Below are 21,077 nucleotides of genomic sequence, written 5' to 3' on the forward strand. Positions count from 1 at the left end.
TAACACATGTCTGGAGGATTAGTTACCGCAGCATACATTGTTGCCGCGATCCTGTTTATTTTTAGCCTGGCGGGGCTGTCGAAGCATGAAACCTCTCAGCAGGGCAACCGCTTCGGCATCGCCGGTATGGCGATTGCGCTTATCGCCACCATCCTCGGGCCGGAAACCGGCCACGTGGTATGGATAATCATTGCGATGGTTATCGGCGGCGCCATCGGCATGCATCTGGCGAAGAAAGTGGAAATGACTCAGATGCCGGAGCTGGTTGCCATTCTGCACAGCTTTGTCGGCCTGGCCGCCGTGCTGGTGGGCTTCAACAGCTACCTGCACCATAATCCGGGCCTGGACCCGGTGCTGGTGAATATCCACCTGGCGGAAGTGTTCCTGGGCATCTTTATCGGCGCGGTGACCTTTACCGGCTCCATCGTGGCGTACGGCAAACTGTGCGGCAAAATTTCGTCCAAACCGCTGATGCTGCCGAACCGCCACAAGATGAACCTGGCGGCGCTGGTGGTCTCCTTTGTGCTGCTGGTCGTCTTCGTGCGTACTGAAAGCGTGGGCCTGCAGGTGCTGGCGCTACTGCTGATGACTATTATCGCACTGGCGTTCGGCTGGCATCTGGTCGCTTCTATCGGCGGTGCGGATATGCCGGTCGTGGTTTCCATGCTGAACTCCTATTCAGGGTGGGCGGCGGCGGCGGCGGGCTTTATGCTTAGCAACGATCTGCTTATCGTCACCGGTGCGCTGGTCGGTTCGTCGGGCGCCATCCTCTCTTACATTATGTGTAAGGCGATGAACCGCTCGTTTATCAGCGTCATCGCAGGTGGCTTTGGCTCAGACGGCGTGGCGAGCACCAGCAGCGACGAAGTGGGCGAGCACCGTGAAATTAGCGCGGAAGAGACGGCGGACATGCTGAAGAACTCTCATTCCGTTATTATCACGCCGGGCTACGGCATGGCGGTGGCGCAGGCGCAATATCCGGTGGCCGAAATCACCGAAAAACTGCGCGCGCGCGGCATCAACGTGCGCTTCGGCATTCACCCGGTTGCGGGACGTCTGCCAGGCCACATGAACGTGCTGCTGGCCGAAGCGAAAGTGCCTTATGACATTGTGCTGGAGATGGATGAAATCAACGACGATTTCGCCGACACCGACACGGTGCTGGTGATCGGCGCCAACGACACGGTGAACCCGGCGGCGCAGGACGACCCGGGCAGCCCGATTGCCGGCATGCCGGTACTGGAAGTGTGGAAGGCGCAGAACGTCATCGTGTTTAAGCGCTCGATGAATACCGGTTACGCCGGCGTGCAGAACCCGCTGTTCTTCAAGGATAACACCCATATGCTCTTTGGCGACGCCAAAGCCAGCGTGGATGCGATCCTCAAAGCGCTGTAATCGTTTTTGTTGATAACGAACCGCTCTTCGGAGCGGTTTTTTTATTGGCGCAGCGAAAGCGCGGCATTAAAAAAGCCCGTCTGTTTGCACAGGCGGGCTTTCGCTTTACAGCGCCGCGACGTTAGTCGTCTTCGTCGTCGATTTCCACCGGCGTCTGGTAGTCGTCGGGCTTAATAACCAGCAGGTCGCAGCGCAGGTGGTCGATAACCTGTTCGGCCGTATTGCCGAGAAACGCGGCGGAAATACCGGTGCGGCCGATGGTGCCCAGCACCACGATGCCCGCTTCCAGATGTTCGGCCAGATCCGGGATAACCTCCTCGGGCAGCCCTTTTTCCACATGGGTCATCTTCTCGCTGATGCCAAATTTCTGCCGCAGCGCTTTCATCGCCAGCAGATGCTGGCCGCGGATAGCGTCGTTATACACGCTCGGGTCGAAATCAGGCAGTTCAATAGCGATATTGATAGGCGTGACCGGATAAGCGCCAACCAGGTGCACTTCGGTGTGGTTTACCTGTTCGGCAAGCTTCACCGTTTCACGGATGAGCTTTTCATTGAGCGCGTTGTGATAGGGCTCTTCACTGGCGAGATTGACCGCCACCACCGCTTTGCCGCCCTCCGGCCAGGGCTGGTCTTTCACCATCCAGACGGGGCAGGGACATTTGCGCAGCAGATGCCAGTCGGTCGGCGTGAAGATAACGGATTCGAGCTTGTCGTGCTGGTGGGTCATTTTCAGCAGCAGATCGTGCTTGCCGCTCACCACTTCCTGAATAATCGCTTCGAAAGGCCGGTTGTGCCAGACCACTTTGATATCGATTGGCACGCCCGCTTCAAGGTAGTACTGCGCCTGCTCGCGGATCCAGGCGGTGCGCTGGCTAATGACCCCCTGACGCATCGCCGTGCGCTCATCGGGAGACAGAAGGGTGGTCATTTCGTAAGAAAAGTCATAGATCGGCAAAAAGGCTTTGATTCGGCCACCAATCCGTTGATGCAGGTAAACTGCACGCCGTAACGCCGGCTGGTCATCCTGATTAGGATCGATGGCCACCAGCATGTTTTGATACTTTGCCATACAGGTTCTCCTTACAACTGCGTAACCACAGTCTGTAAGACAAGAGTAACCCATATATGTTGAATGAAACAGAGGGGAAATTATTGCCGGATCAATAAATCAGGAAATTCTATTGACCCGGCAAAAGAGTGAAATTACGCGACGTTACGGGACTGCCCGGCCAGCTCGGCAAGGATATCGCCATTTTCGATGGTGATGTATTTTCCCTTCACCGCCAGCATGCCGCTTTTCTGGAAACGTCCCAGCAGGCGGCTGATGGTTTCCACCGTCAGGCCCAGGTAGTTGCCGATATCGCCGCGCGTCATCGTGAGGCGGAATTCACGCGGCGAGAAGCCGCGCTGGGCGAAACGGCGGGAGAGATTATAGATAAAGGCCGCGAGGCGCTCTTCCGCATTCTTTTTGGAAAGCAGCAGGATCATATCCTGGTCGCCTTTGATCTCGCCGCTCATCAGTCTCATCATCTGCTGGCGCAGGCTCGGCATCTTGCCGGAGAGATCGTCGAGAGTTTCAAACGGAATTTCGCACACCATTGAGGTTTCCAGCGCCTGCGCGAAGCTCGGATGATGCGCAGTGCCGATAGCGTCAAAGCCCACCAGGTCGCCCGCCAGGTGAAAGCCGGTGATCTGCTCGTCGCCCTGTTCGGTGATGGTGTAGCTCTTAATGGTGCCGGAGCGGATAGCGTAGAGCGATTTCAGTTCATCACCCGCTTTAAACAGCGTCTGGCCTTTCTGAATCGGCTTTTTACGTTCAATGATGTTATCAAGCTGGTCCAGCTCGTGTTCATTCAGCGTGAAAGGGATGCATAACTGGCTGATACTGCAATCCTGGCAATGGATGGCACAACCGCCAGACTGAATGCGTCGAATAATTCGCTTTTCCGGGATCATAGGTCTGCTCAAGCCGTAATTGATATCGGTCAATTTTAACATCTTTTTGCCCACGACGTAAGTGTGGTGAAACATCAATCAGAAATTTATGAAACAGGGCATGCGCTTTTTTACGTCATGCCCTTGATATTCAAGTAAATGTATAATTAGCAGGCGAATTATCTGTTCAAAGCAGGAAATAACCTTCGTGACGCAGTAGCCATTCTTTACGCTGCACGCCGCCCGCATAACCGGTCAGCGCGCCGCTGCGCCCGATTACCCGGTGACAAGGCACGACGATACTGACAGGGTTCGCGCCGTTGGCCGCCCCTACGGCCCGTGCTGCGCCCGCGCGGCCAAGCGCTTCGGCCAGTTGACCGTAATGCATCACCTGGCCGCAGGGAATCTCGCGCAGTCGCTTCCACACTTCCCGCTGAAAGGGGGTGCCTGCGGTGGCGGTCGGCAGCGTATCGATAATGCTGAGGTTGCCGTCAAAATAGTCGCGCAGCTTATCGCTAAGCCCGCCGGGGTTCTCGCTTGCCGCCCGCCTGAAGCCCTGCGCGCCGTAATGGATAACCAGCAGTTGTTCCATTCGGTCGCTGTGCTCTTCCCACTCCACGGCGCGCAGGTTGAACTGCTCATCGCAAATTACCCACAGCGGGCCCAGCGGCGTCGCTATTTTGTCTTCCAGAAACGTCAGCATTTTTCCCTCGCTTATCCCAGGCGCGGATAGACGCCCGGCCCAATTGGCAGGCCGATAAAATACCACGCCACCAGCATCACTAACCACACCGCCAGAAAAATGAGCGGGTACGGCAGCACCAGCGAGTAATAAGTGCCAAGCTTCGCCTGCGGACGGTAACGCTGTAAAAAGCCGAGAAACAGCGGCACGAAAGGCGAAACGGGCGCCAGCGGGATAACCGAGGAGTCCGCCACGCGAAACAGCACCTGGGCGAAGGCGGGGTGGAAACCAAGCAGCATAAACATCGGCACGAAAATCGGCGCCAGTATCGACCAGATTGCCGAGCCGCTGGCGATAAACATGCACAGCAGGGAAGAGAGCAGCGCCAGGCCGACAAACGCCGGCACGCCGCTGAGCCCCGCGCTCTCCAGCATATCGGTCAGCCCCACCGCCATGAATTTCCCCATATTGCTCCAGTTAAACATTGCCACAAACTGCGCGAGGGGGAACACCATAACGATAAAACCGGCCATCTCTTTCATCGGGTCAATCATCAGTTGCGGCAGGTCGCCCTGACGGCGGATTTTGCCGGTGGCGATGCCGTAAGCGAGCGAGATGGCAAACAGAAACAGGATGATTAACGGCACAATGCCGCTGATAAAGGGCGAGGGCAGCACCGTGTGCTTCACCGGGTCGCGCAGCAGGCCGTTTTCCGGCACCACCAGCAGGGCCACGACGCCAATAAACAGCAGCGCCACTATGCCCGTCACCCGCAAACCGCGCCGCTGCTCACCGGTGAGTGTTTGCAGCTCTTCATCGCTTTGACCCTCCCAGCGGCCCAGGCGCGGTTCGATGAGCTTATCGGTTATCAACCCGCCGGTGAGCGTCAGCACAATCACTGAGGTTGCCATAAAAAACCAGTTATCGATGACGCTGACATGCATGGCCGGGTCGATGCTTCGCGCTGCCTCGCTGCTGATGCCGGAAAGCAGCACGTCGGTCGTGACGATAAGCAAATTGGCGGTAAAGCCGCAGCCGACGCCCGCGATAGCGGCGAGCAGCCCCGCTACCGGATGACGGCCGACGGCGAGAAAAATAAGCGCCCCCATCGGCGGCATGATAACCAGCGCGGCGTCAGACGAGATATGGCTGAAGAAGGCGATAAACAGCACCATGTAGCTTGCATAACGCGCGCTGACGTGGGAGGCCATTTTTACCATCAGCGTAGGCAACAGTCCTACACGCTCGGCAAAACCGGCGCCCAGCACCAGCGCGAGAATCGCGCCGAGCGGGGCGAAACCGCTGAAGTTTTTAATAACGTTAGGCAAAAACCAGTGCAGCCCGTCGGCGCTGAGCAGGTTTTTCACCGCCACCATTTTCCCGTCCGCCGGGTTGCGTACCGCCACGTCAAAGGCGGAAAGCACGGCGGTGGAAACAGCGAGAATAACAATCAGATAGATAAAGAGCAGAAACGGGTGCGGGACTTTATTTCCCACACGCTCCACCCAGCCATACAGCTTGCCGGAAGGGGTGTCCGTCGGTATGGAAGAGATACTCATGGGCGCTCCTCGGGTTGTCGTTGTGTTTGCGTTGTTGTGTTTGTGTTTTATTATTTTAAAGGTGACGGTGTCACGTGTTTCGGTATCGGGCAGTGGTAAGGCTGCTCGCTAACGGTCTCTCGATGCTCTTGCCGGCACGCCGTTAACAGCGTCGCGTCCTGTAGCACGCGTATTGCCGTGGCGCCCATCACTTTCGCCGCCAGCAGCATCCCTTTGTGCGCTATCGAGGTGCGACCCTGGCTTACCAGCTGCCAGGTGTGCAGCGGCGTGCCGACGGCGAAACAGGGGCTGAAGCACTGCGCTACCGGCAGCTTCCAGCTCACGTCGCCCACGTCTGTCGACCCCGCCAGTACGGCATCGGTGGCGGCCCAGGGCGCGACCTCGTCAATCAGCAGCGTGTGGCGGTGTTTTTTGGCGAAAGCTCTCCCCGCTTCGCCGCCGGTGTTGGCAATATTATTGAGGCTGTTTTGCAGGTCATTCTCGCTGAGCGTGGCGCGAAGGGTTCCGGCAAAACGGCGCTCCTCTTCACTCCAGCGCGGCGTGCCGAAATGCTGCAGCGCGTCGTACATCGCGCCTTCCAGCGTGCGGTTTGGCAGGTAGCTGGAGCAGGCTTTTTCAAAACGCGCCTGTACGGTGGTTTCGGTCATCAGCGCCGCGCCTTCGGCGATGTTGTTGATGCGCGCATAAATGCGCTGCGCCTCAGCCATCTCCGGTGCGCGAATCAGGTAAAGCACTTCCGCCTGCGCCTGAACGACGTTAGGCGAGATGCCGCCGGTATCGGTAATGGCGTAATGCACGCGCGCTTTTTCGATCAGATGCTCGTTGAGGAAGTTGCTGCCGGTGGTCATCAGGGTTACCGCATCCAGCGCGCTACGCCCGAGGTGCGGCGAGTTCGCCGCATGGGCGGCGATGCCGGAGAAGCGGTACGCCACCTGAATATTGGCCAGCGTGCTGGTGCTGAAGATCCCGGCGAACGCCTCCGGGTGCCAGGTTACGGCGGCATCGACGTCATCGAAAAGCCCTTCGCGCACCATAAAAGTTTTGCCGGAGCCGCCTTCTTCCCCCGGGCAGCCATAGAAGCGCACCGTGCCGCCGCCATGCTGCGCCAGCCAGTTTTTCACCGCCACGGCGCCTGCCAGCGCCGCGGTGCCGAGCAGGTTGTGGCCGCAGCCGTGGCCGTTGGCGCCTGGCGTTACCGGGCAGGGTTCGGCGGTTCCCGCCTGCTGGCTCAGGCCCGCCAGCGCGTCATACTCGCCGAGCAGGGCGATAACCGGTTTGCCCTCGCCGAAGCTTGCGACAAAGGCAGTTTCAATGCCGCCGGCATTGCGCGCGACGGCAAACCCTTCCGCCTCTAACGCCTGCGCCAGTCGCGCGGCGGACCAGCGCTCCTCAAAGCGGGTCTCCGGGTGATCCCAGATATCATCCGCAATGGCAATAAAATCGTCGCGGCGCGTCTCCAGCGCATCGTCAACAAATGCGTAAACGTTATCCATCACACACCCCGCTGCCAGGGAAAGTGAAGCGCCAGGCGCGAGAGGGTCATTGCCGCCACCGTCATCACCTGCTCGTCAAAGTCGAACCGCTCGTTGTGATGCCCGGCGCTGAGCTCAGTACCGAACACCACATAAGACGCTTTGCCGCCGCGCGCCTGCACCTGCGCCATCATCAACGTCGCGTCCTCTGAACCCGCAGGACCCTTCACGGTCTCCACCGCTTCTTTTACGCCTGCGCACTGCAACGCCTGTTCGCGGATAAACTGCACCCATTCAGGCGTTGGGCGACTGCTGGTGGCCGCGCCCATCATGCGCATCTCCAGCTCCACGCCGTGCATCGCCGCCGCGCCTTCAATCACCGCCTTTGCGCGTTCGAACACATACTCGTTGACCGCCTCCGTTTCGCCGCGGGTTTCCACTTTCATGGTGGCTGAAGCAGGCACCACGTTGCGCCCGCTGCCTGCCTGCAACAGGCCGACATTCACCCTGGAGGCGCCTTCGCTGTGCGGGGAGATAGCATGCAGGCCAAGCGCCGCCTGCGCCGCCGCCAGCAGGGCGTTGCGGCCCTGTTCCGGCTTGCCGCCCGCGTGAGAGGCCACGCCGGTAAAGCGCACGTCGAACTTGGTGGTCGCCATAAAGTTATCGCTGCCGCAAACCACCGTGCCCGCAGGGACGCCAGTGCCGATATGCACCGCGGTGAAATAATCGACATCATCCAGCACGCCCGCCGCCACCATGGCGCGCGCGCCGCGGGTGCCTTCCTCGGCAGGCTGAAAGATAAGCTTGATGGTGCCGTTGAGCTGCGCTTCGTACTTCTTCAACACGTGCGCCAGCGCAAGACCAATGGTGGTGTGGCCGTCATGGCCGCAGGCGTGCATCATGCCAGGGTTGCACGAAGCGAACCCTTCCCGAAAAGGACGGTGGCTCTCATCGAGCCGCTCATCGAGGTCCAGCGCATCCATATCCACGCGAAAGGCGATAACCGGGCCGGGTCGGCCGGTAGCCAATGTCGCGACCAGCCCCGTGAAGCCGCCGGAAAAGGCGGGCAACCAGCGTTCCACCGCCCCCTGTTCGCGGGCGCGCGCCTCTTCACGGGCCAGGGTCGCTTCATCCGGCAGGCCCATCCGCGCCTGGGCATTTACTACATCGCGCCCCAGCGCAAGCTGATAACCCAGCCCGTGCAGGATCTCCGCCACATGGCTTGCGGTTCGAAACTCCAGCCAGCCGGACTCGGCATAATGATGAAAATCGCGACGCCACGCCTGCATCTGCGGCGCAAGGGAGCGAAGGTAATCGGCGATAGGTTCCATAACGTTTTCTTTTCCTGTATCAGCAAAATAGGTGAGCCAGCTCACATTGTGATAGCTTTTGCTTATCACTCAGCGCTATTCATACGTTTTTACCGTTCAAGGCTTACCCTGACACAAGCCTTTGCTTTACAGTAGATGCCAGTTTCTTTTGTCTGATAAACAATGGTTATCGGGGTAGGGATGTCTTTTCAGGTTAAATTTCACCAGATCCGCGCCTTTGTGGAAGTGGCCCGTCACGGCAGCATTCGCAGCGCCAGCCGCACGCTTAATATCTCCCAGCCCGCGTTAACCAAATCGATCAAGGAGCTGGAAGAAGGGATAGCCGCGCGTCTGTTTATTCGCCGCAGCCAGGGGGTGGCGCTGACAGAATGCGGGGAGAGTTTTTATCAGCACGCGAGGCTGATTCTGGAAGAGCTGCGCGCCGCGCAGGAGGATATCCGCCAGCGCCAGGGGCAGCTTGCCGGACAGATAAACATCGGCCTTGGCGCAAGCGTAGCGCGAAGCCTGATGCCAGCGGTGATCTCTCGCTTTCACCAGCAGCATCCGCAGGTCAAAGTCAGGATTATGGAAGGGCAACTGGTGTCGATGATTAACGAGCTGCGCCAGGGCGAACTCGATTTCACTATCAACACCTATTATAAGGGGCCGTACGACAGAGAGTTCACGTTTGAAAAGCTGTTTGAAAAACCGTTTGCCGTCTTTGCCCGCCAGGGGCATCCGGCGGCGGCGGCCCGTTCGCTTGATGAGCTAATGGCTTATGACTGGACGATGCCGACCCCGCGCGGCAGTTATTACAAGCATCTGGAAGATCTTTTCCACCACCGGGCGCAGACGCCCCGCATCAGCGTGGTATGCGAAACGTTCTCTTCCTGCATAAGCCTGGTGGCGCAGAGCGATTTTTTGTCGATATTGCCGCAGGAGCTGGGCGCGGACCCGCTGCTGGCGCCGCGGCTTACGCAAATTCCGGTGGCGGAGAGCCTGCCGAAGGCCGCTTACTACCTGATCCAGCGGCGCGACACCACGCCAACGCCGCTCACCAGCGCCCTTATCACCGCATTTCGCCGTGAATCCCGCCCATAAAAAATAGAGCCTGCCGACATCAGCCAGGCTCTACAGGACACAGCAGTGCTTCCGGGACCTTGCCCCACACTTATTCCGTACACTGTGGGTATGAATATATATACGCGCTTTTCAGGCGGGACGTGATGACCGTTAAGTGACATCTTTCACAAATAGTTAACATTTATTTATCTATTCCTGTTTTTCGCTGCGAATTGCTCAAAAGGTAGGCAAAAAAGCGCCCTTAAGAAGAATTCCACTGGTTTTACATCCATAATTGTGGCTTCTTAGCGGTCCTCTTTTTCCGGGCGCGGTAGCGTTGAGCCGCGTGCGGAGGAGGGTTATAGTGTGAACCTTTGCGCAGTACCCGGAGGATTGACCGTGCACCCTGACGACAAATCGCTTTTTCTTGACGCCATGGAAGATGTCAAACCCCTTAAAAATTGTGAATCCACGCAGTGGGTGAAGCCGGTGAAAAACCGCGCCCCGCAGCGGCTGGATGCGCTGCAGCTGGATAACTTTCTCACCACCGGCTTTCTTGACATCATACCGCTCGCCGAGCCGCTGGAGTTTAAACGCGAAGGGCTGCAAAACGGCGTGCTGGAGAAGCTGCGCCTTGGCAAATACAGCCAGCAGGCGAGCCTCAATCTGCTGCGCCAGCCGGTGGAGCAGTGCCGCCAGCAACTGTTCGCTTTTATCCATCAGGCCCGTCGCGACGGCTTGCGCAACCTGCTTATCATTCACGGCAAAGGGCGGGAAGATAAGTCGCACGCCAATATTGTGCGCAGCTATCTGGCGCGCTGGCTGACCGAGTTCGATGAAGTGCAGGCCTACTGCACGGCGCTTGCGCATCACGGCGGCGCGGGCGCCTGCTACGTGGCGCTGAAAAAATCGGACGAGGCCAAACAGGAGAACTGGGAACGGCACGCCAAGCGCAGCCGTTAATCCAGCAGCAACGCCAGCTCCCGGGCGGCATTTTGCAGTTCCGGCAGCACGCGGGTTCGCAGCTCTTCAGCGGAAACCTGCCCCGCGTGCACCCCCACGTTCAGCGCCGCTTCCACACCCCCCTGCGGGTTCATCAGCGGCACCGCAATCGACCGCAACCCCATCTCCAGTTCCTGATCGTTTAGCGCATAGCCTTGCTGGCGCACCCGCTTTAGCTCTTCGCGCAGCTTCGCCACCGAATCTACCGTCTGCGGCGTATAGCGGATCATCGTAATGCGCCCAAGCAGTGCGTTTAACTGCTCTTCCGGAAGGTAACTTAAGAGCACGCGGCCCATGGAAGTGGACCAGGCGGGCAGGCGGCTGCCGATATCCAGATCGATAGTCATGATGCGCGAACTGGAGGCGCGGGCGATATAGAGAATGTCGTCGCCGTCCAGCGTGGCGATAGAGCAGGACTCATTGAGCATTTCGCTTAGCTGTTTCAGCACCGGCTGGGCGGCGCGCGCCAGCGGCGTCGAGGCGAGATAGGCGTGGCCGAGCGAAAGAATGCGCGGGCGCAGCTGATAGTTTTTGCCGTCTTCCGCATACACAAACCCGAGCTTGCCAAGCGTGTAGAGGCAACGACGCACGGCGGCGCGCGGGATGCCGGTCTTCTGGCTTATTTGCGAAATAGAAAGCAGCCGCCGCTGCGGCGTAAAAGCCTGAATCACTTCCAGCCCCCGCGCCAGCGAAGCCATAAAATTCGGGTCGCCCTTAAACGGGTCGGCGTCGCCGCTAAGGCGGTCTTGCGGGTGTATCGCCATCATTTTTCTCCTGATTACGCGCTCGATCACACTCTGTGAACAAAGATAACCCATGTTCGATTATCGCACCATATTTCGATTATCGCCCTTGACCGGACTCGTTAGCGGCGTCACATTTTGTTCGAACAACGCATAACGGTGCGATGATCGCACATCAAGGAGCAGAGGATGATTGATAAAAGCGTGCCCTCGCTGGAAGAGGCCGTCGCCGGGATCCCGGACGGCGCCACCATCATGATTGGCGGCTTTGGCCCCGCCGGTCAGCCCACCGAGCTGATTGACGCCCTGATAGCCCAGGGGGCGAGCGACCTCACTATCATCAACAACAACGCCGGCAATGGCGAAGTGGGGCTGGCCGCGTTGCTGAAGGCGGGGCGGGTGCGCAAAATGATCTGCTCCTTCCCGCGCCAGGTAGACTCCCAGGTGTTCGACGATCTCTATCGCCGCGGCAAAGTGGCGCTGGAACTGGTGCCGCAGGGCAACCTGGCCGCCCGCATTCAGGCGGCGGGGGCGGGGCTTGGCGCCATCTTTACCCCGACCGGCTACGGCACGCCGCTCGCCGAAGGCAAAGAGACCCGCGAAATCGACGGTCGCCATTACGTGCTGGAATACCCGCTGAAAGCGGACTTCGCGCTTATCAAAGCTTTCCAGGGCGACCGCTGGGGCAACCTGGTCTACCGCAAGGCGGCGCGCAACTTCGGGCCTATCATGGCGACGGCGGCCGCCACGACCATCGCGCAGGTCAGCCAGCTGGTGCCGTTGGGGGAGCTTGACCCCGAGCACATCATCACCCCCGGCATTTTCGTGCAGCGCGTGGTGGCGCTGGATCCGGCTTCCACTCTGGCGCAGAGCGCATAAGGATATTCACTGATGAAACGACTCACCCGTGACGAAATGGCGCAGCGCGTGGCGCGCGATATCCCGGAAGGGGCTTATGTGAACTTAGGCATTGGCCTGCCGACCCGCATCGCCAACTATCTGCCCGCCGATAAAGAGATCTTCCTGCACAGCGAAAACGGCCTGCTCGGCATGGGGCCGAAGCCCGCGCCAGGGGAGGAAGATCCGGAGCTTATCAACGCCGGAAAAGAGCACGTCACGCTGCTCACCGGCGGCAGCTTTTTCCACCACGGCGACTCGTTCGCCATGATGCGCGGCGGGCATCTGGATATTTGCGTGCTCGGCGCCTATCAGGTTTCCGCGTCGGGCGACCTGGCGAACTGGAGCACCGGCGCGCCGGACGCCATTCCGGCGGTGGGCGGCGCGATGGATCTCGCCATCGGCGCGCGCCAGGTTTTTGTGATGATGGAGCTGCTTACGCGCGAAGGCGAGAGCAAGCTGGTGGAAGCCTGCAGCTATCCGCTTACCGGCGTCGGCTGCGTCAGCCGTATTTATACCGACCTCGCGGTCATCGATATCACCCCTGAAGGGCCGGTCGTGCGTGAAATCGTCAACGGCCTCTCTTTTGAAGAGCTGCAGCGGCTGACGCCGGTCAAACTCAGCTTCGGGCAACTGGCGCAGAGCGCGTAAGGAACGATAATGACTCAGGCTTTTATTTGCGATGCGGTGCGCACCCCCTTTGGCCGCTTTGGCGGAACGCTGGCTGGCGTGCGCGCCGACGACCTGGCGGCGCTGCCGTTAAAAGCGCTGCTGGAGCGCAATCCGAATCTCGACCCGGCGCTGATTGACGACATAATTTACGGCTGCGCAAACCAGGCGGGGGAGGATAACCGCAACGTGGCGCGCATGGCGCTGCTGCTGGCAGGCCTGCCGGAAACGGTGCCAGGCAGCACCGTCAACCGCCTGTGCGGCTCAAGCCTCGACGCCATCGGCGTGGCGGCGCGGGCCATCAAAAGCGGCGAAACGCACCTCATGGTGGCGGGCGGCGTGGAGAGCATGTCCCGCGCGCCGTTTGTAATGGGCAAAGCGCAGAGCGCTTACAGCCGCAGTATGGCGCTTGAAGACACTACCATCGGCTGGCGCTTCATCAACCCGTTAATGAAAGCGCGTTATGGCGTCGATTCCATGCCGGAAACGGCGGAGAACGTCGCCGCGCAGTTTGGCATCAGCCGCGAAGACCAGGATGCTTTCGCGCTGCGCAGCCAGCTTCGCACCGCCCGGGCCCAGGAGATGGGGCTGTTTGACGACGAGCTTATCCCGGTGCTTATCCCGCAGCGCAAAGGCGAGCCGCTCAGCTTTACCCGCGACGAACACCCGCGCGCCACCTCGCGCGAGGCGCTGGCGAAACTCAAGCCGGTGGTACGGGAGGACGGTACGGTGACAGCAGGCAACGCCTCCGGCGTAAACGACGGCGCCTGCGCGCTGTTGCTGGCAAGCGAGCAGGCGATGCGTACGCACGGTTTGCAGCCGCTGGCGCGGGTGGCCGGCGTGGCGACAGCGGGCGTGGCGCCGCGCATTATGGGCTTCGGCCCGGCGCCGGCGGTGCGTAAAGTACTGGCGCAAACGGGTTTGTCGCTTGATCAGATGGACGTTATCGAACTTAATGAAGCGTTTGCCGCCCAGGCGCTGGCGGTAACGCGCGACCTCGGGCTGCCGGATGCGGCAGAGCATGTGAACCCCAATGGCGGGGCCATCGCGCTCGGCCACCCGCTTGGCGCTTCCGGCGGCCGCATCGCCATGACCGCCGCGCTGCAGCTTAAGCGCACCGGCGGGCGCTACGCCCTGTGCACCATGTGCATCGGCGTAGGACAAGGCATAGCGCTTATTATCGAACGCGTTTAAGGAGCCGGAATGAAACTTCTCACCCCGCTGCTGCGGCCTTCCAGGCTGACGCCGCTTTTCAGCGACGAAGCGACGCTGCAACGGATGCTGGATGTCGAGGCGTCGCTTGCGCAGGCGCAGGCGCAGTGCGGCATTGTGCCTGCGCAAGCGGCGGCAGTGATAGCGGACCATTGCAAGGTCGCGCAATTAGACCTCGGCGCGCTGGCGCAGGCGACGGCGGGGGCGGGCAACCTCGCCATTCCGCTGGTCAAGCAACTTACCGCCTGCGTAAAGGCCGCGGATGACGAAGCGGCTCGCTATGTGCACTGGGGCGCCACCAGCCAGGACATCATCGACAGCGGACTGATGCTGCAACTGCGCGACGCCTTCACGGAAACCGAAGCCTTGCTGAAGGATCTGCTGGCCGCGCTGGCGCAGCAGACGGCGCGCCACCAGCAAACGGTGATGGCGGGGCGCACCTGGCTGCAACATGCGCTGCCCACTACCTTTGGGCTGAAGCTCGCAGGCACGCTGGATGCGCTGCTGCGCTGGCAGGAAAGGCTGAAAGAAATTCGTCCGCGCGCGCTGGCTGCCCAGTTTGGCGGCGCGGCGGGGACGCTGGCGTCACTTGAGGAAAAGGGGCCGCAGGTGGCGCAGGCGCTGGCCTCAGCGCTTTCACTTTCGCTTCCCGACACGCCCTGGCACAGCCAGCGCGACAGGCTGCTGGAGGTGGGCGGCTGGTATGCAGGCGTCGCCGCCACGCTTGGCAAGTTCGCCAGCGATTTCGCCTTGCTGATGCAGACCGAAGTCGGGGAAGCGGCGGAGCCGGTAGCGCAAGGGCGCGGCGGCTCGTCCGCCATGCCGCACAAGCGCAACCCGGTTGCCTGCGCGGCTATTCTCACGGCGACCACGCGGCTGCCCGGCCTGATGGCGACGCTTTACGCAAGCCAGCTACAGCAGCATGAAAGGGCGCTCGGCGGCTGGCAGGCGGAGTGGGAGACGCTGCCGGACATTATTACCCTTGCCGGCGGGGTTATGCAGACCAGCCTTGAGCTGATCCGCGATATGCAGGTCTTCCCGGAAAAAATGCGCGAAAACCTGCACATCACCCATGGGCTGATTATGGCCGAGCCAGTGACGCTAAAGCTTGCTGAGCATATCGGCAAACAGGCGGCGCACCAGCATCTGGAGCCGCTTTGCCACCGTTCGCTGGATGAAGGCGTGGCGCTGCAGACGCTGCTGGTCGATGACGCGCTTATCCGCCGCTATTTTTCCGAAGACGAGATCGCGCGCCTGCTTTCGCCGCTGGAGGCGACCGGCAGCGCGCCGGTCTTTATCCGCCAGGTGCTGGCGCGTTACAAGGAATCGTTATGACACTTCATTATCAACTCGACGGGCCTGAAGGGGCGCCGGTCGTGGTACTCTCCAACTCGCTTGGCACCACGCTTTCCTTATGGGAGCCGCAGCTGGCGGCGCTGACAGCGCGCTTTCGCGTGCTGCGCTACGACACCCACGGCCATGGGCAAACCGCCAAAAAGGGGCAGGTGACGTTGTCACAACTTGCCGGGGATGTGCTTACGCTTCTGGATTCTCTCAACATTAAAAAAGCGCACTTCTGCGGCATTTCTATGGGCGGGCTGACAGGATTGTGGCTGGCGCGTTTCGCACCGGAGCGCCTGCTTTCCGTTACCATCGCCAACAGCGCGGCGAAAATTGGCGAGCCGGCGGGCTGGCTGGATCGCGCCCGTAGCGTGCGTGAGGAAGGGATGGCCACTGTTGCCGCAGGCGCAGCGCAGCGCTGGTTCAGCGAGGCGTTCCGTCACCGCTCGCCGCAGCTTATCGAGCCGCTTATTGACCAGCTTGCCCGGTCCGACGCCGAAGGCTACGCCGCCTGCTGCGAGGCGCTGGCCGAAGCCGATCTGCGCCATGAAATAAAGGCGATTACGCTGCCGCTGCTGGTTCTCGCCGGGGAGCAGGACCCGGTGACCACCGTCGCCGACGGCGAGTTTCTTCAGCAGCAGGTCGCCGGTTCGCAGCTTACGATAGTGCCCGCTTCGCATTTATCCAATGTTGAAGCGCCGCAGGCATTTAACGACGCGTTAATCGCTTTTTTACTCAGTCAGGAGGCACGGCATGCAGGATGAGGAACGTTACGAGCAGGGGATGGCGGTGCGTCGGGCGGTGCTGGGCGACGCGCATGTGGATCGTACGCTGGCCAACCTGACGCCGCTTAACAACGAGTTTCAACACTTTATTACCCGCTACGCCTGGGGCGAAACCTGGACGCGTCCTGGCCTCGATCGCCATACCCGCAGCATGATAACCATCGCTATGCTGATTGCCCTGAACCGCGAAGCGGAGCTGAAAATGCACCTGCGCGCGGCGTTTAACAACGGCGTCACGCGGGAGGAGTTAAAAGAGCTGATCATGCACTCCGCGCTCTATTGCGGCCTGCCTGCCGCTAACGCGACGATGCATCTGGCGCAGCAGGTTTTCGACGAGCAGGACGCGCAGCAGGAGGGTTAGGTTACTACGCTTATTCATGCGGCTTATTCATGCGCCCGGCCATTCTCGCCGGGCGTTTTGTTTTAAGGATTATCGCTTCTGCAAGCCTTGCTCGCCCGCGTTTTCACTTACTGATAGGCATTTCAAATGAAGATGATTCGTCTTTTATTCATATGTTTCTTCAATTAAAGAATGCTAGCATGTTCTGTGACTGAGTTAACGAATCAATGAGGCAGTATGAAAATCAAGCTCATCGCGGTCGATATGGACGGCACCTTTCTGAACGACAAAAAAACCTACGACAAGGCGCGGTTCCTGCAACAGTATCGCGCGCTGAAGGAAAGGGATATCCAGTTTGTGGTGGCGAGCGGCAACCAGTATTACCAGCTTATCTCCTTCTTCCCGGAAATTCGTGACGAGATCTCGTTTGTCGCGGAGAATGGCGCGCTGGTTTACGACCATGGCGAGCGCGTTCACCACGGCGCGCTAACCCGTGAGCAATATCATGCGGTGATTGACGCGCTCTCGGCGTTTGAGGGAATTAACTTCGTGGTCTGCGGCCTGGAAAGCGCGTATTACCAGGCGGGCGCGCCGGAGGCTTTTGTCAGCCTGATGGCAAAACATTATCATCGCCTGCAACCTGTAGAAGATCTCTACGCAATCGACGATGTTATTTTCAAGTTTTCGCTGAATCTGCCGGATGCGGAAATTCCTTCGCTGGTGGAAAGCCTGCACCACACGCTGGATGGCATCGTGAAGCCGGTGACCAGCGGCTACGGCTTTGTCGATTTAATCATCCCCGGCTCGCATAAAGCCAGCGGCCTGCTGCGCCTGATGAAGCGCTGGGGCGTGGAAAAAGCGCAGTGCGTTGCGGTGGGCGACAGCGGCAACGACGTGGAGATGTTACAGCTTGCCGCCTATTCCTTCGCTATGGATAACGCGGTGAGCGATGTGAAAGCGATAGCGAAATACGCAACCGGCTCTAACAACGACAGCGGCGCGTTGCAGGTGATTGACGCGGTGCTGAAAGGGGAAGCGCCTTTTAACGAGGCGTGAGAGTTGTCGCCGTACGGGCGGGGCGCGTAGCACACGGCGGGGCGCTTTGCTGAGCCGTTTTGGCAAGCGGCGGCACCCCTTAAAGGGGCGAGGGTGAAGCCCGAACGCCGCAAAGGCGGAGCGAACAACAACCCGGCGGATGGCGCTGCGCCCGCCCGCCGGGAGAGAGGGCTTACACGCTTCGCGCACTGAGCCACTGCTGCCCATACTGGTCCGCCACCAGCAGCGCGGCGTAAACCTGGTCTACCGTTACGCCGCCTGGCATATTGTGGATGGTTTCGCCTTCGGCGCAGGCCGCCTGCGCCACGAGGCGCATTTTCGCTGCCACATCTTCTTTGATATCCAGCTCTGCGAGGGTGACCGGCAGCCCGACCGCATGCGTCAGGCGCAGAACCGCTTCCAGCTCTTCCTGCGGCGCGTTTTCCAGCACCAGTTGCACCAGCGTGCCGAAGGCGACTTTTTCGCCGTGGTAATAGTGGTGAGCGTCGGGAATTGCCGTGAGCCCATTGTGCACCGCGTGCGCCGCCGCGAGTCCGCCGCTTTCAAAACCGACGCCGCTAAGATAGGTGTTCGCTTCCACTACGCGCTCCAGCGCTTCGGTAACTACATGCTGACGTGCGGCGAGCATCGCTTTTTCCCCTTCGGCCAGCAGCGTTTTATAGCAAAGTTCCGCCAGCGCGAGCGCGGCCTGGGTGCTGCGCCCGCCTGCCATGGTGCCTGCGCCGCTGCGTGCGCAGGCGCGCGCCTCAAACCAGGTGGCGAGGGCGTCGCCAATGCCCGCCGCCAGCAGACGCGCCGGGGCGCCCGCGACGATCTGCGTATCCACCGCCACGATATTGGGGTTCGCAGGCAACAGCAGGTAGCGTTCAAATTCGCCGCTGTCGCTGTAAATGACGGAAAGCGCGCTGCAGGGCGCGTCGGTAGAGGCGATGGTGGGCGCAATCGCCACCGGCAGCGCCATAAAATGGGCCAGCGCTTTGGCGGTATCAAGCGTTTTACCGCCGCCGATGCCCAGCACCGCGCCGCAGCGCGCGCGCTCAGCGAGCGTACGTAAACGGTTAATTTCGTTTTGCGAGCATTCACCGCCAAACGGCGCGATTTCCGCTTTCACGCCCGCCTGTGCAAAGCTTGCGCGAAGCTGTTCCTCTACCAGACCGAGCACGAATTTATCGCCCACCACCAGGCAGGTGGCCGCCAGCGGTTTGATATATTCCCCTATGCGCGCCAGCACGCCTGCGCCCTGGATGTATTTGCCGGGTGACTGAATAATACGGTCCATAAACTGCCTCCTTACGTTATAAGTTCCGATAACGAAACGGCTTTTCGCGTTTCTTTCTCAAGTCTACCCGCGCCAGGGCGCGCTTTTTTTGCGCTATATCCAGGCAGGATGTAAAAATCAGCGGCAAACAGGGACGTCGCTTAGCCGGGTGGTCCAGGCGGGCGAGAGGTATTCGCGCTTCATTCCCCACGCCTGTGTGATGCCCTGGCCGGCGAACCAGAGGCGATTTTTGCCCTGCTGATTAAGCTTATCCATCACCGTCATTAGCGCTTCGCTGTTGGCTTTTGGCGCATAGGGGTCGAAAAGATTGAGCTGCGCCACGCCCTGGCTGAAAAAGTCGCCCAGCATGACGCCAGCCTTCTGATAGTGCAGCCCTTCGCGCCAGATAGCCTCCAGACAACGGACGGCGGCGGCGAGAATATCGCGGGTGTCGTGAGTGGGCGTGGAGAGGGTGATGCCGGCGCGGTTACTGTAGTAAGGGGCATGCGCGTCGTGCGGGCTGGTTTTCACAAAAGCGCTGACGTAGCGGCAGTATTGCCTTTCGGCGCGCAATTTTTCCGCCGCCCGCGCCGCCCAGGTGCAGATGCCTTCGCGCACCTCTTTATAGTCGCTGACTTTTTTACCAAACGAGCGGGAGCTGATTATCTCCTGCTTCGTGGCGGGCGTCTCTTCAAAAGCCAGGCACGACTCGCCCCGCAGCTCGCGGACCGTGCGCTCCAGCACCACGCTGAAATTTTTACGGATAAAGCCAATATCGCTTTGCGCCAGCTGCAGCGCGTTCTCAATTCCCATGGCGTTAAGGCGCGACGAGAGCCGACGCCCCACGCCCCAGACTTCGCTCACCGGCAACAGGGCCATCAGCTTGCGCTGGCGCAGTGGGCTTGAGAGATCCACCACGCCGCCAGTTTTGGTCCAGGTTTTCGCCGCATGGTTAGCGAGCTTGGCGAGGGTTTTGGTTGGCGCAATGCCGACGCCCACCGTCAGCCGGGTATGCTGATAGACGGTGTCGCGAATCGCGCGACCGAAGGCTTCCAGGTCGCCGATACCGCTTAAATCGGCAAAGGCTTCGTCGATGCTGTAGACATCGACCCGCGGGCACATCGCTTCAAGCGTGGTCATCACCCGCTGGCTCATGTCGCCGTAAAGCGCATAGTTGCTGCTGAAGACCACCACGCCTTCGCGCTCCAGCAACGCTTTTTGCTGAAAGTAAGGCGCGCCCATTTTGACGCCAAGCCGCTTTGCCTGCGCCGAGCGGGAAATAATGCAGCCGTCATTGTTCGACAGCACCACCACCGGCTTGTTAAGCAGATCCGGCCGCCAGATAGTCTCGCAGCTGGTATAGAAGCTGTTAACGTCAATGAGGGCGTACATGGTTCTGCGCCCGTGTAGTTTGTCTCAGCGCGCCAGCGGCAGAGCGAAAGGCCGCCGGGCGAATAACGCCTGGCGAAAAGCGAAATCGGGTTGCGCCATCCATAGTGATCTCCTGAATACTGTTTTTATATACAGTATTCTTGAAAGCCGATGATAATCAAGGCGCTTTACGGACTTTTTTAGCCAATACGGAAAATGCCCTGCCAGCCGGGCCGAACCGTCAGCGTGACCCGCGGTTGCCAAACTGCAGGTTGATCATTCATACGCAGCGCTTCACGATACGGGCTGACGCAGGCAACAAGGGAAAACCATGCAATTACTTAATGAACTGGAACGATGGCTAACGGAAACGTTGCCTGAAGTGGCAACGGATCTTAACCCGGGCGCCGATGCGCAAACGCTGGAAGCCCTTCAGGCGATGCTGCCTGGCGCGCCGCTTCCGCCAGCCTTTCTCTCGCTTTATCGCTGGCACGATGGCCAGAAGATGGAGGTAAATAGCGGCCCGTGGTATGGGTTGAGTTTTCTGCCGCTCGACCAGGTGATGCAGGAGTTGAAAAGCTGGCGGGAGGTTGCCGAAAGCTTTTCGCCACTGGAGTGGGCAGAGATGAACAGCGGCATGTCGTCCACGCCCCAGGGGTATATTAAATGTGAATACAGCAATCCGCGATGGGTGCCTTTCGCCTGTGACTGGGGCGGAAATTATCTGGGTATCGATCTCGATCCCGACGCGCTGGGCGCCCCGGGGCAGGTTATTAACTTTGGTCGTGATGAAGCGCGAAAAATTGCCGTAGCGCCGGATTTAGACGCTTTCCTGGCATGGATGCTGACGGAACTGAAGGCGGGAAACGTCAACATCCGCGAAGAAGAAGATGGCGGCAGAAGTTTTAACACGCTGAGGCCGGAAAAATACCATTTTCTGGACTCGCTGGCGGTTATGTTTCCTGCGAAATAGCGGTAAAACGCGGCC

The 21,077-nt window shown here is 59.9% G+C and carries 20 protein-coding genes; 11 read left to right on the forward strand and 9 right to left on the reverse strand.

Going from position 1 to position 21,077, the window contains the following annotated elements; genetic code table 11:
* The first annotated feature begins 6 nt into the window (after positions 1-6).
* Positions 7-1,395 carry a Re/Si-specific NAD(P)(+) transhydrogenase subunit beta gene (gene pntB, locus IEX01_RS05510; protein WP_024557634.1) on the forward strand — a complete coding sequence of 463 codons (1,389 nt, stop codon included), beginning with the start codon at positions 7-9 and terminating at the stop codon, positions 1,393-1,395.
* Positions 1,396-1,516: 121 nt separating this feature from the next.
* On the opposite strand, the gene uspE is transcribed toward pntB, so the two are convergent.
* The 6 genes from uspE to IEX01_RS05540 form a co-directional block, all read right to left on the reverse strand.
* A complete protein-coding gene (gene uspE / locus IEX01_RS05515) occupies positions 1,517-2,464 on the reverse strand; it encodes a universal stress protein UspE (RefSeq protein ID WP_024557633.1) in 948 nt (315 codons plus the stop codon).
* Positions 2,465-2,598: 134 nt separating this feature from the next.
* On the reverse strand, positions 2,599-3,351 hold the full coding sequence (fnr, locus tag IEX01_RS05520; RefSeq protein WP_049293342.1) for a fumarate/nitrate reduction transcriptional regulator Fnr: 753 nt from the start codon (positions 3,349-3,351) through the stop codon (positions 2,599-2,601).
* Between the two features lie 166 nt (positions 3,352-3,517).
* Positions 3,518-4,033: a methylated-DNA--[protein]-cysteine S-methyltransferase gene (gene ogt, locus IEX01_RS05525; RefSeq protein ID WP_024557631.1), complete on the reverse strand. Its 516-nt coding sequence runs from the start codon at positions 4,031-4,033 to the stop codon at positions 3,518-3,520.
* An 11-nt stretch (positions 4,034-4,044) separates the two neighbouring features.
* Positions 4,045-5,571 carry a p-aminobenzoyl-glutamate transporter gene (gene abgT / locus IEX01_RS05530; protein ID WP_188723391.1) on the reverse strand — a complete coding sequence of 509 codons (1,527 nt, stop codon included), beginning with the start codon at positions 5,569-5,571 and terminating at the stop codon, positions 4,045-4,047.
* Positions 5,572-5,621: 50 nt separating this feature from the next.
* The gene (locus tag IEX01_RS05535; protein ID WP_188723392.1) at positions 5,622-7,064 is read right to left on the reverse strand and encodes a M20 family metallopeptidase; all 1,443 of its coding nucleotides are present in this window, start codon (positions 7,062-7,064) and stop codon (positions 5,622-5,624) included.
* Positions 7,064-8,374 carry a M20 family metallo-hydrolase gene (locus tag IEX01_RS05540; RefSeq protein WP_188723393.1) on the reverse strand — a complete coding sequence of 437 codons (1,311 nt, stop codon included), beginning with the start codon at positions 8,372-8,374 and terminating at the stop codon, positions 7,064-7,066. The genes IEX01_RS05535 and IEX01_RS05540 overlap by 1 nt, the downstream gene beginning before the upstream one ends.
* A 180-nt stretch (positions 8,375-8,554) precedes the next feature.
* On the opposite strand from IEX01_RS05540, the gene IEX01_RS05545 reads away from it, so the two are divergent.
* Complete coding sequence (locus IEX01_RS05545; RefSeq protein ID WP_188723394.1) at positions 8,555-9,454, forward strand: LysR family transcriptional regulator; 900 nt, start codon at positions 8,555-8,557, stop codon at positions 9,452-9,454.
* A 360-nt stretch (positions 9,455-9,814) separates the two neighbouring features.
* Positions 9,815-10,378: a DNA endonuclease SmrA gene (gene smrA / locus IEX01_RS05550; protein WP_024555873.1), complete on the forward strand. Its 564-nt coding sequence runs from the start codon at positions 9,815-9,817 to the stop codon at positions 10,376-10,378.
* Here the strand turns inward: smrA and IEX01_RS05555 are convergent.
* Entirely contained in the window at positions 10,375-11,181 is an 807-nt protein-coding gene (locus IEX01_RS05555; protein ID WP_024555872.1) for an IclR family transcriptional regulator domain-containing protein, read from the reverse strand. The two genes, smrA and IEX01_RS05555, sit on opposite strands and share 4 nt — an antisense overlap.
* 168 nt (positions 11,182-11,349) lie before the next feature.
* Here IEX01_RS05555 and IEX01_RS05560 point away from each other — a divergent pair, with 168 nt between their 5' ends.
* The 7 genes from IEX01_RS05560 (at position 11,350) to IEX01_RS05590 (ending at position 17,460) form a co-directional block, all read left to right on the forward strand.
* Positions 11,350-12,039 (forward strand): 3-oxoacid CoA-transferase subunit A, encoded by a 690-nt coding sequence (locus IEX01_RS05560; RefSeq protein ID WP_024555871.1) that lies wholly within the window; start codon positions 11,350-11,352, stop codon positions 12,037-12,039.
* A 12-nt stretch (positions 12,040-12,051) separates the two neighbouring features.
* Positions 12,052-12,708 (forward strand): 3-oxoacid CoA-transferase subunit B, encoded by a 657-nt coding sequence (locus IEX01_RS05565; RefSeq protein ID WP_024559681.1) that lies wholly within the window; start codon positions 12,052-12,054, stop codon positions 12,706-12,708.
* Positions 12,709-12,717: 9 nt separating this feature from the next.
* Complete coding sequence (gene pcaF, locus IEX01_RS05570; protein ID WP_024555869.1) at positions 12,718-13,920, forward strand: 3-oxoadipyl-CoA thiolase; 1,203 nt, start codon at positions 12,718-12,720, stop codon at positions 13,918-13,920.
* Positions 13,921-13,929: 9 nt separating this feature from the next.
* Positions 13,930-15,273 (forward strand): 3-carboxy-cis,cis-muconate cycloisomerase, encoded by a 1,344-nt coding sequence (locus IEX01_RS05575; RefSeq protein WP_188723395.1) that lies wholly within the window; start codon positions 13,930-13,932, stop codon positions 15,271-15,273.
* The gene (pcaD, locus tag IEX01_RS05580) at positions 15,270-16,043 is read left to right on the forward strand and encodes a 3-oxoadipate enol-lactonase (protein WP_188723396.1); all 774 of its coding nucleotides are present in this window, start codon (positions 15,270-15,272) and stop codon (positions 16,041-16,043) included. Before IEX01_RS05575 ends, pcaD begins: the two co-directional genes overlap by 4 nt.
* Entirely contained in the window at positions 16,033-16,425 is a 393-nt protein-coding gene (pcaC, locus tag IEX01_RS05585; protein ID WP_188723397.1) for a 4-carboxymuconolactone decarboxylase, read from the forward strand. Before pcaD ends, pcaC begins: the two co-directional genes overlap by 11 nt.
* 216 nt (positions 16,426-16,641) lie before the next feature.
* Positions 16,642-17,460: a Cof-type HAD-IIB family hydrolase gene (locus IEX01_RS05590; protein WP_024555865.1), complete on the forward strand. Its 819-nt coding sequence runs from the start codon at positions 16,642-16,644 to the stop codon at positions 17,458-17,460.
* 172 nt (positions 17,461-17,632) lie between these two features.
* Here IEX01_RS05590 and gldA read toward each other — a convergent pair whose 3' ends face one another.
* Together gldA and umuC are read right to left on the reverse strand one after the other, a co-directional pair.
* Entirely contained in the window at positions 17,633-18,739 is a 1,107-nt protein-coding gene (gldA, locus tag IEX01_RS05595) for a bifunctional L-1,2-propanediol dehydrogenase/glycerol dehydrogenase (protein ID WP_048887389.1), read from the reverse strand.
* Between the two features lie 117 nt (positions 18,740-18,856).
* Positions 18,857-20,110 (reverse strand): translesion error-prone DNA polymerase V subunit UmuC, encoded by a 1,254-nt coding sequence (gene umuC / locus IEX01_RS05600; RefSeq protein WP_188723398.1) that lies wholly within the window; start codon positions 20,108-20,110, stop codon positions 18,857-18,859.
* A gap of 310 nt (positions 20,111-20,420) precedes the next feature.
* Here umuC and IEX01_RS05605 point away from each other — a divergent pair, with 310 nt between their 5' ends.
* Positions 20,421-21,062 (forward strand): SMI1/KNR4 family protein, encoded by a 642-nt coding sequence (locus IEX01_RS05605; protein ID WP_188723399.1) that lies wholly within the window; start codon positions 20,421-20,423, stop codon positions 21,060-21,062.
* Positions 21,063-21,077 lie beyond the last annotated feature (15 nt).

It is taken from the genome of Franconibacter daqui, assembly GCF_014644275.1.
Classification (GTDB): domain Bacteria; phylum Pseudomonadota; class Gammaproteobacteria; order Enterobacterales; family Enterobacteriaceae; genus Franconibacter; species Franconibacter pulveris.

Coding starts and splice junctions, on each gene's coding strand:
- fnr (WP_049293342.1), bottom strand. CDS start 3,351: ATGATCCCGGAAAAGCGAATTATTCGACGCATTCAGTCTGGCGGTTGT.
- IEX01_RS05545 (WP_188723394.1), top strand. CDS start 8,555: ATGTCTTTTCAGGTTAAATTTCACCAGATCCGCGCCTTTGTGGAAGTG.
- IEX01_RS05590 (WP_024555865.1), top strand. CDS start 16,642: ATGAAAATCAAGCTCATCGCGGTCGATATGGACGGCACCTTTCTGAAC.
- IEX01_RS05560 (WP_024555871.1), top strand. CDS start 11,350: ATGATTGATAAAAGCGTGCCCTCGCTGGAAGAGGCCGTCGCCGGGATC.
- pcaD (WP_188723396.1), top strand. CDS start 15,270: ATGACACTTCATTATCAACTCGACGGGCCTGAAGGGGCGCCGGTCGTG.
- pcaF (WP_024555869.1), top strand. CDS start 12,718: ATGACTCAGGCTTTTATTTGCGATGCGGTGCGCACCCCCTTTGGCCGC.
- IEX01_RS05605 (WP_188723399.1), top strand. CDS start 20,421: ATGCAATTACTTAATGAACTGGAACGATGGCTAACGGAAACGTTGCCT.
- abgT (WP_188723391.1), bottom strand. CDS start 5,571: ATGAGTATCTCTTCCATACCGACGGACACCCCTTCCGGCAAGCTGTAT.
- pcaC (WP_188723397.1), top strand. CDS start 16,033: ATGCAGGATGAGGAACGTTACGAGCAGGGGATGGCGGTGCGTCGGGCG.
- gldA (WP_048887389.1), bottom strand. CDS start 18,739: ATGGACCGTATTATTCAGTCACCCGGCAAATACATCCAGGGCGCAGGC.
- ogt (WP_024557631.1), bottom strand. CDS start 4,033: ATGCTGACGTTTCTGGAAGACAAAATAGCGACGCCGCTGGGCCCGCTG.
- uspE (WP_024557633.1), bottom strand. CDS start 2,464: ATGGCAAAGTATCAAAACATGCTGGTGGCCATCGATCCTAATCAGGAT.
- IEX01_RS05540 (WP_188723393.1), bottom strand. CDS start 8,374: ATGGAACCTATCGCCGATTACCTTCGCTCCCTTGCGCCGCAGATGCAG.
- IEX01_RS05575 (WP_188723395.1), top strand. CDS start 13,930: ATGAAACTTCTCACCCCGCTGCTGCGGCCTTCCAGGCTGACGCCGCTT.
- umuC (WP_188723398.1), bottom strand. CDS start 20,110: ATGTACGCCCTCATTGACGTTAACAGCTTCTATACCAGCTGCGAGACT.
- pntB (WP_024557634.1), top strand. CDS start 7: ATGTCTGGAGGATTAGTTACCGCAGCATACATTGTTGCCGCGATCCTG.
- IEX01_RS05555 (WP_024555872.1), bottom strand. CDS start 11,181: ATGGCGATACACCCGCAAGACCGCCTTAGCGGCGACGCCGACCCGTTT.
- IEX01_RS05535 (WP_188723392.1), bottom strand. CDS start 7,064: ATGGATAACGTTTACGCATTTGTTGACGATGCGCTGGAGACGCGCCGC.
- IEX01_RS05565 (WP_024559681.1), top strand. CDS start 12,052: ATGAAACGACTCACCCGTGACGAAATGGCGCAGCGCGTGGCGCGCGAT.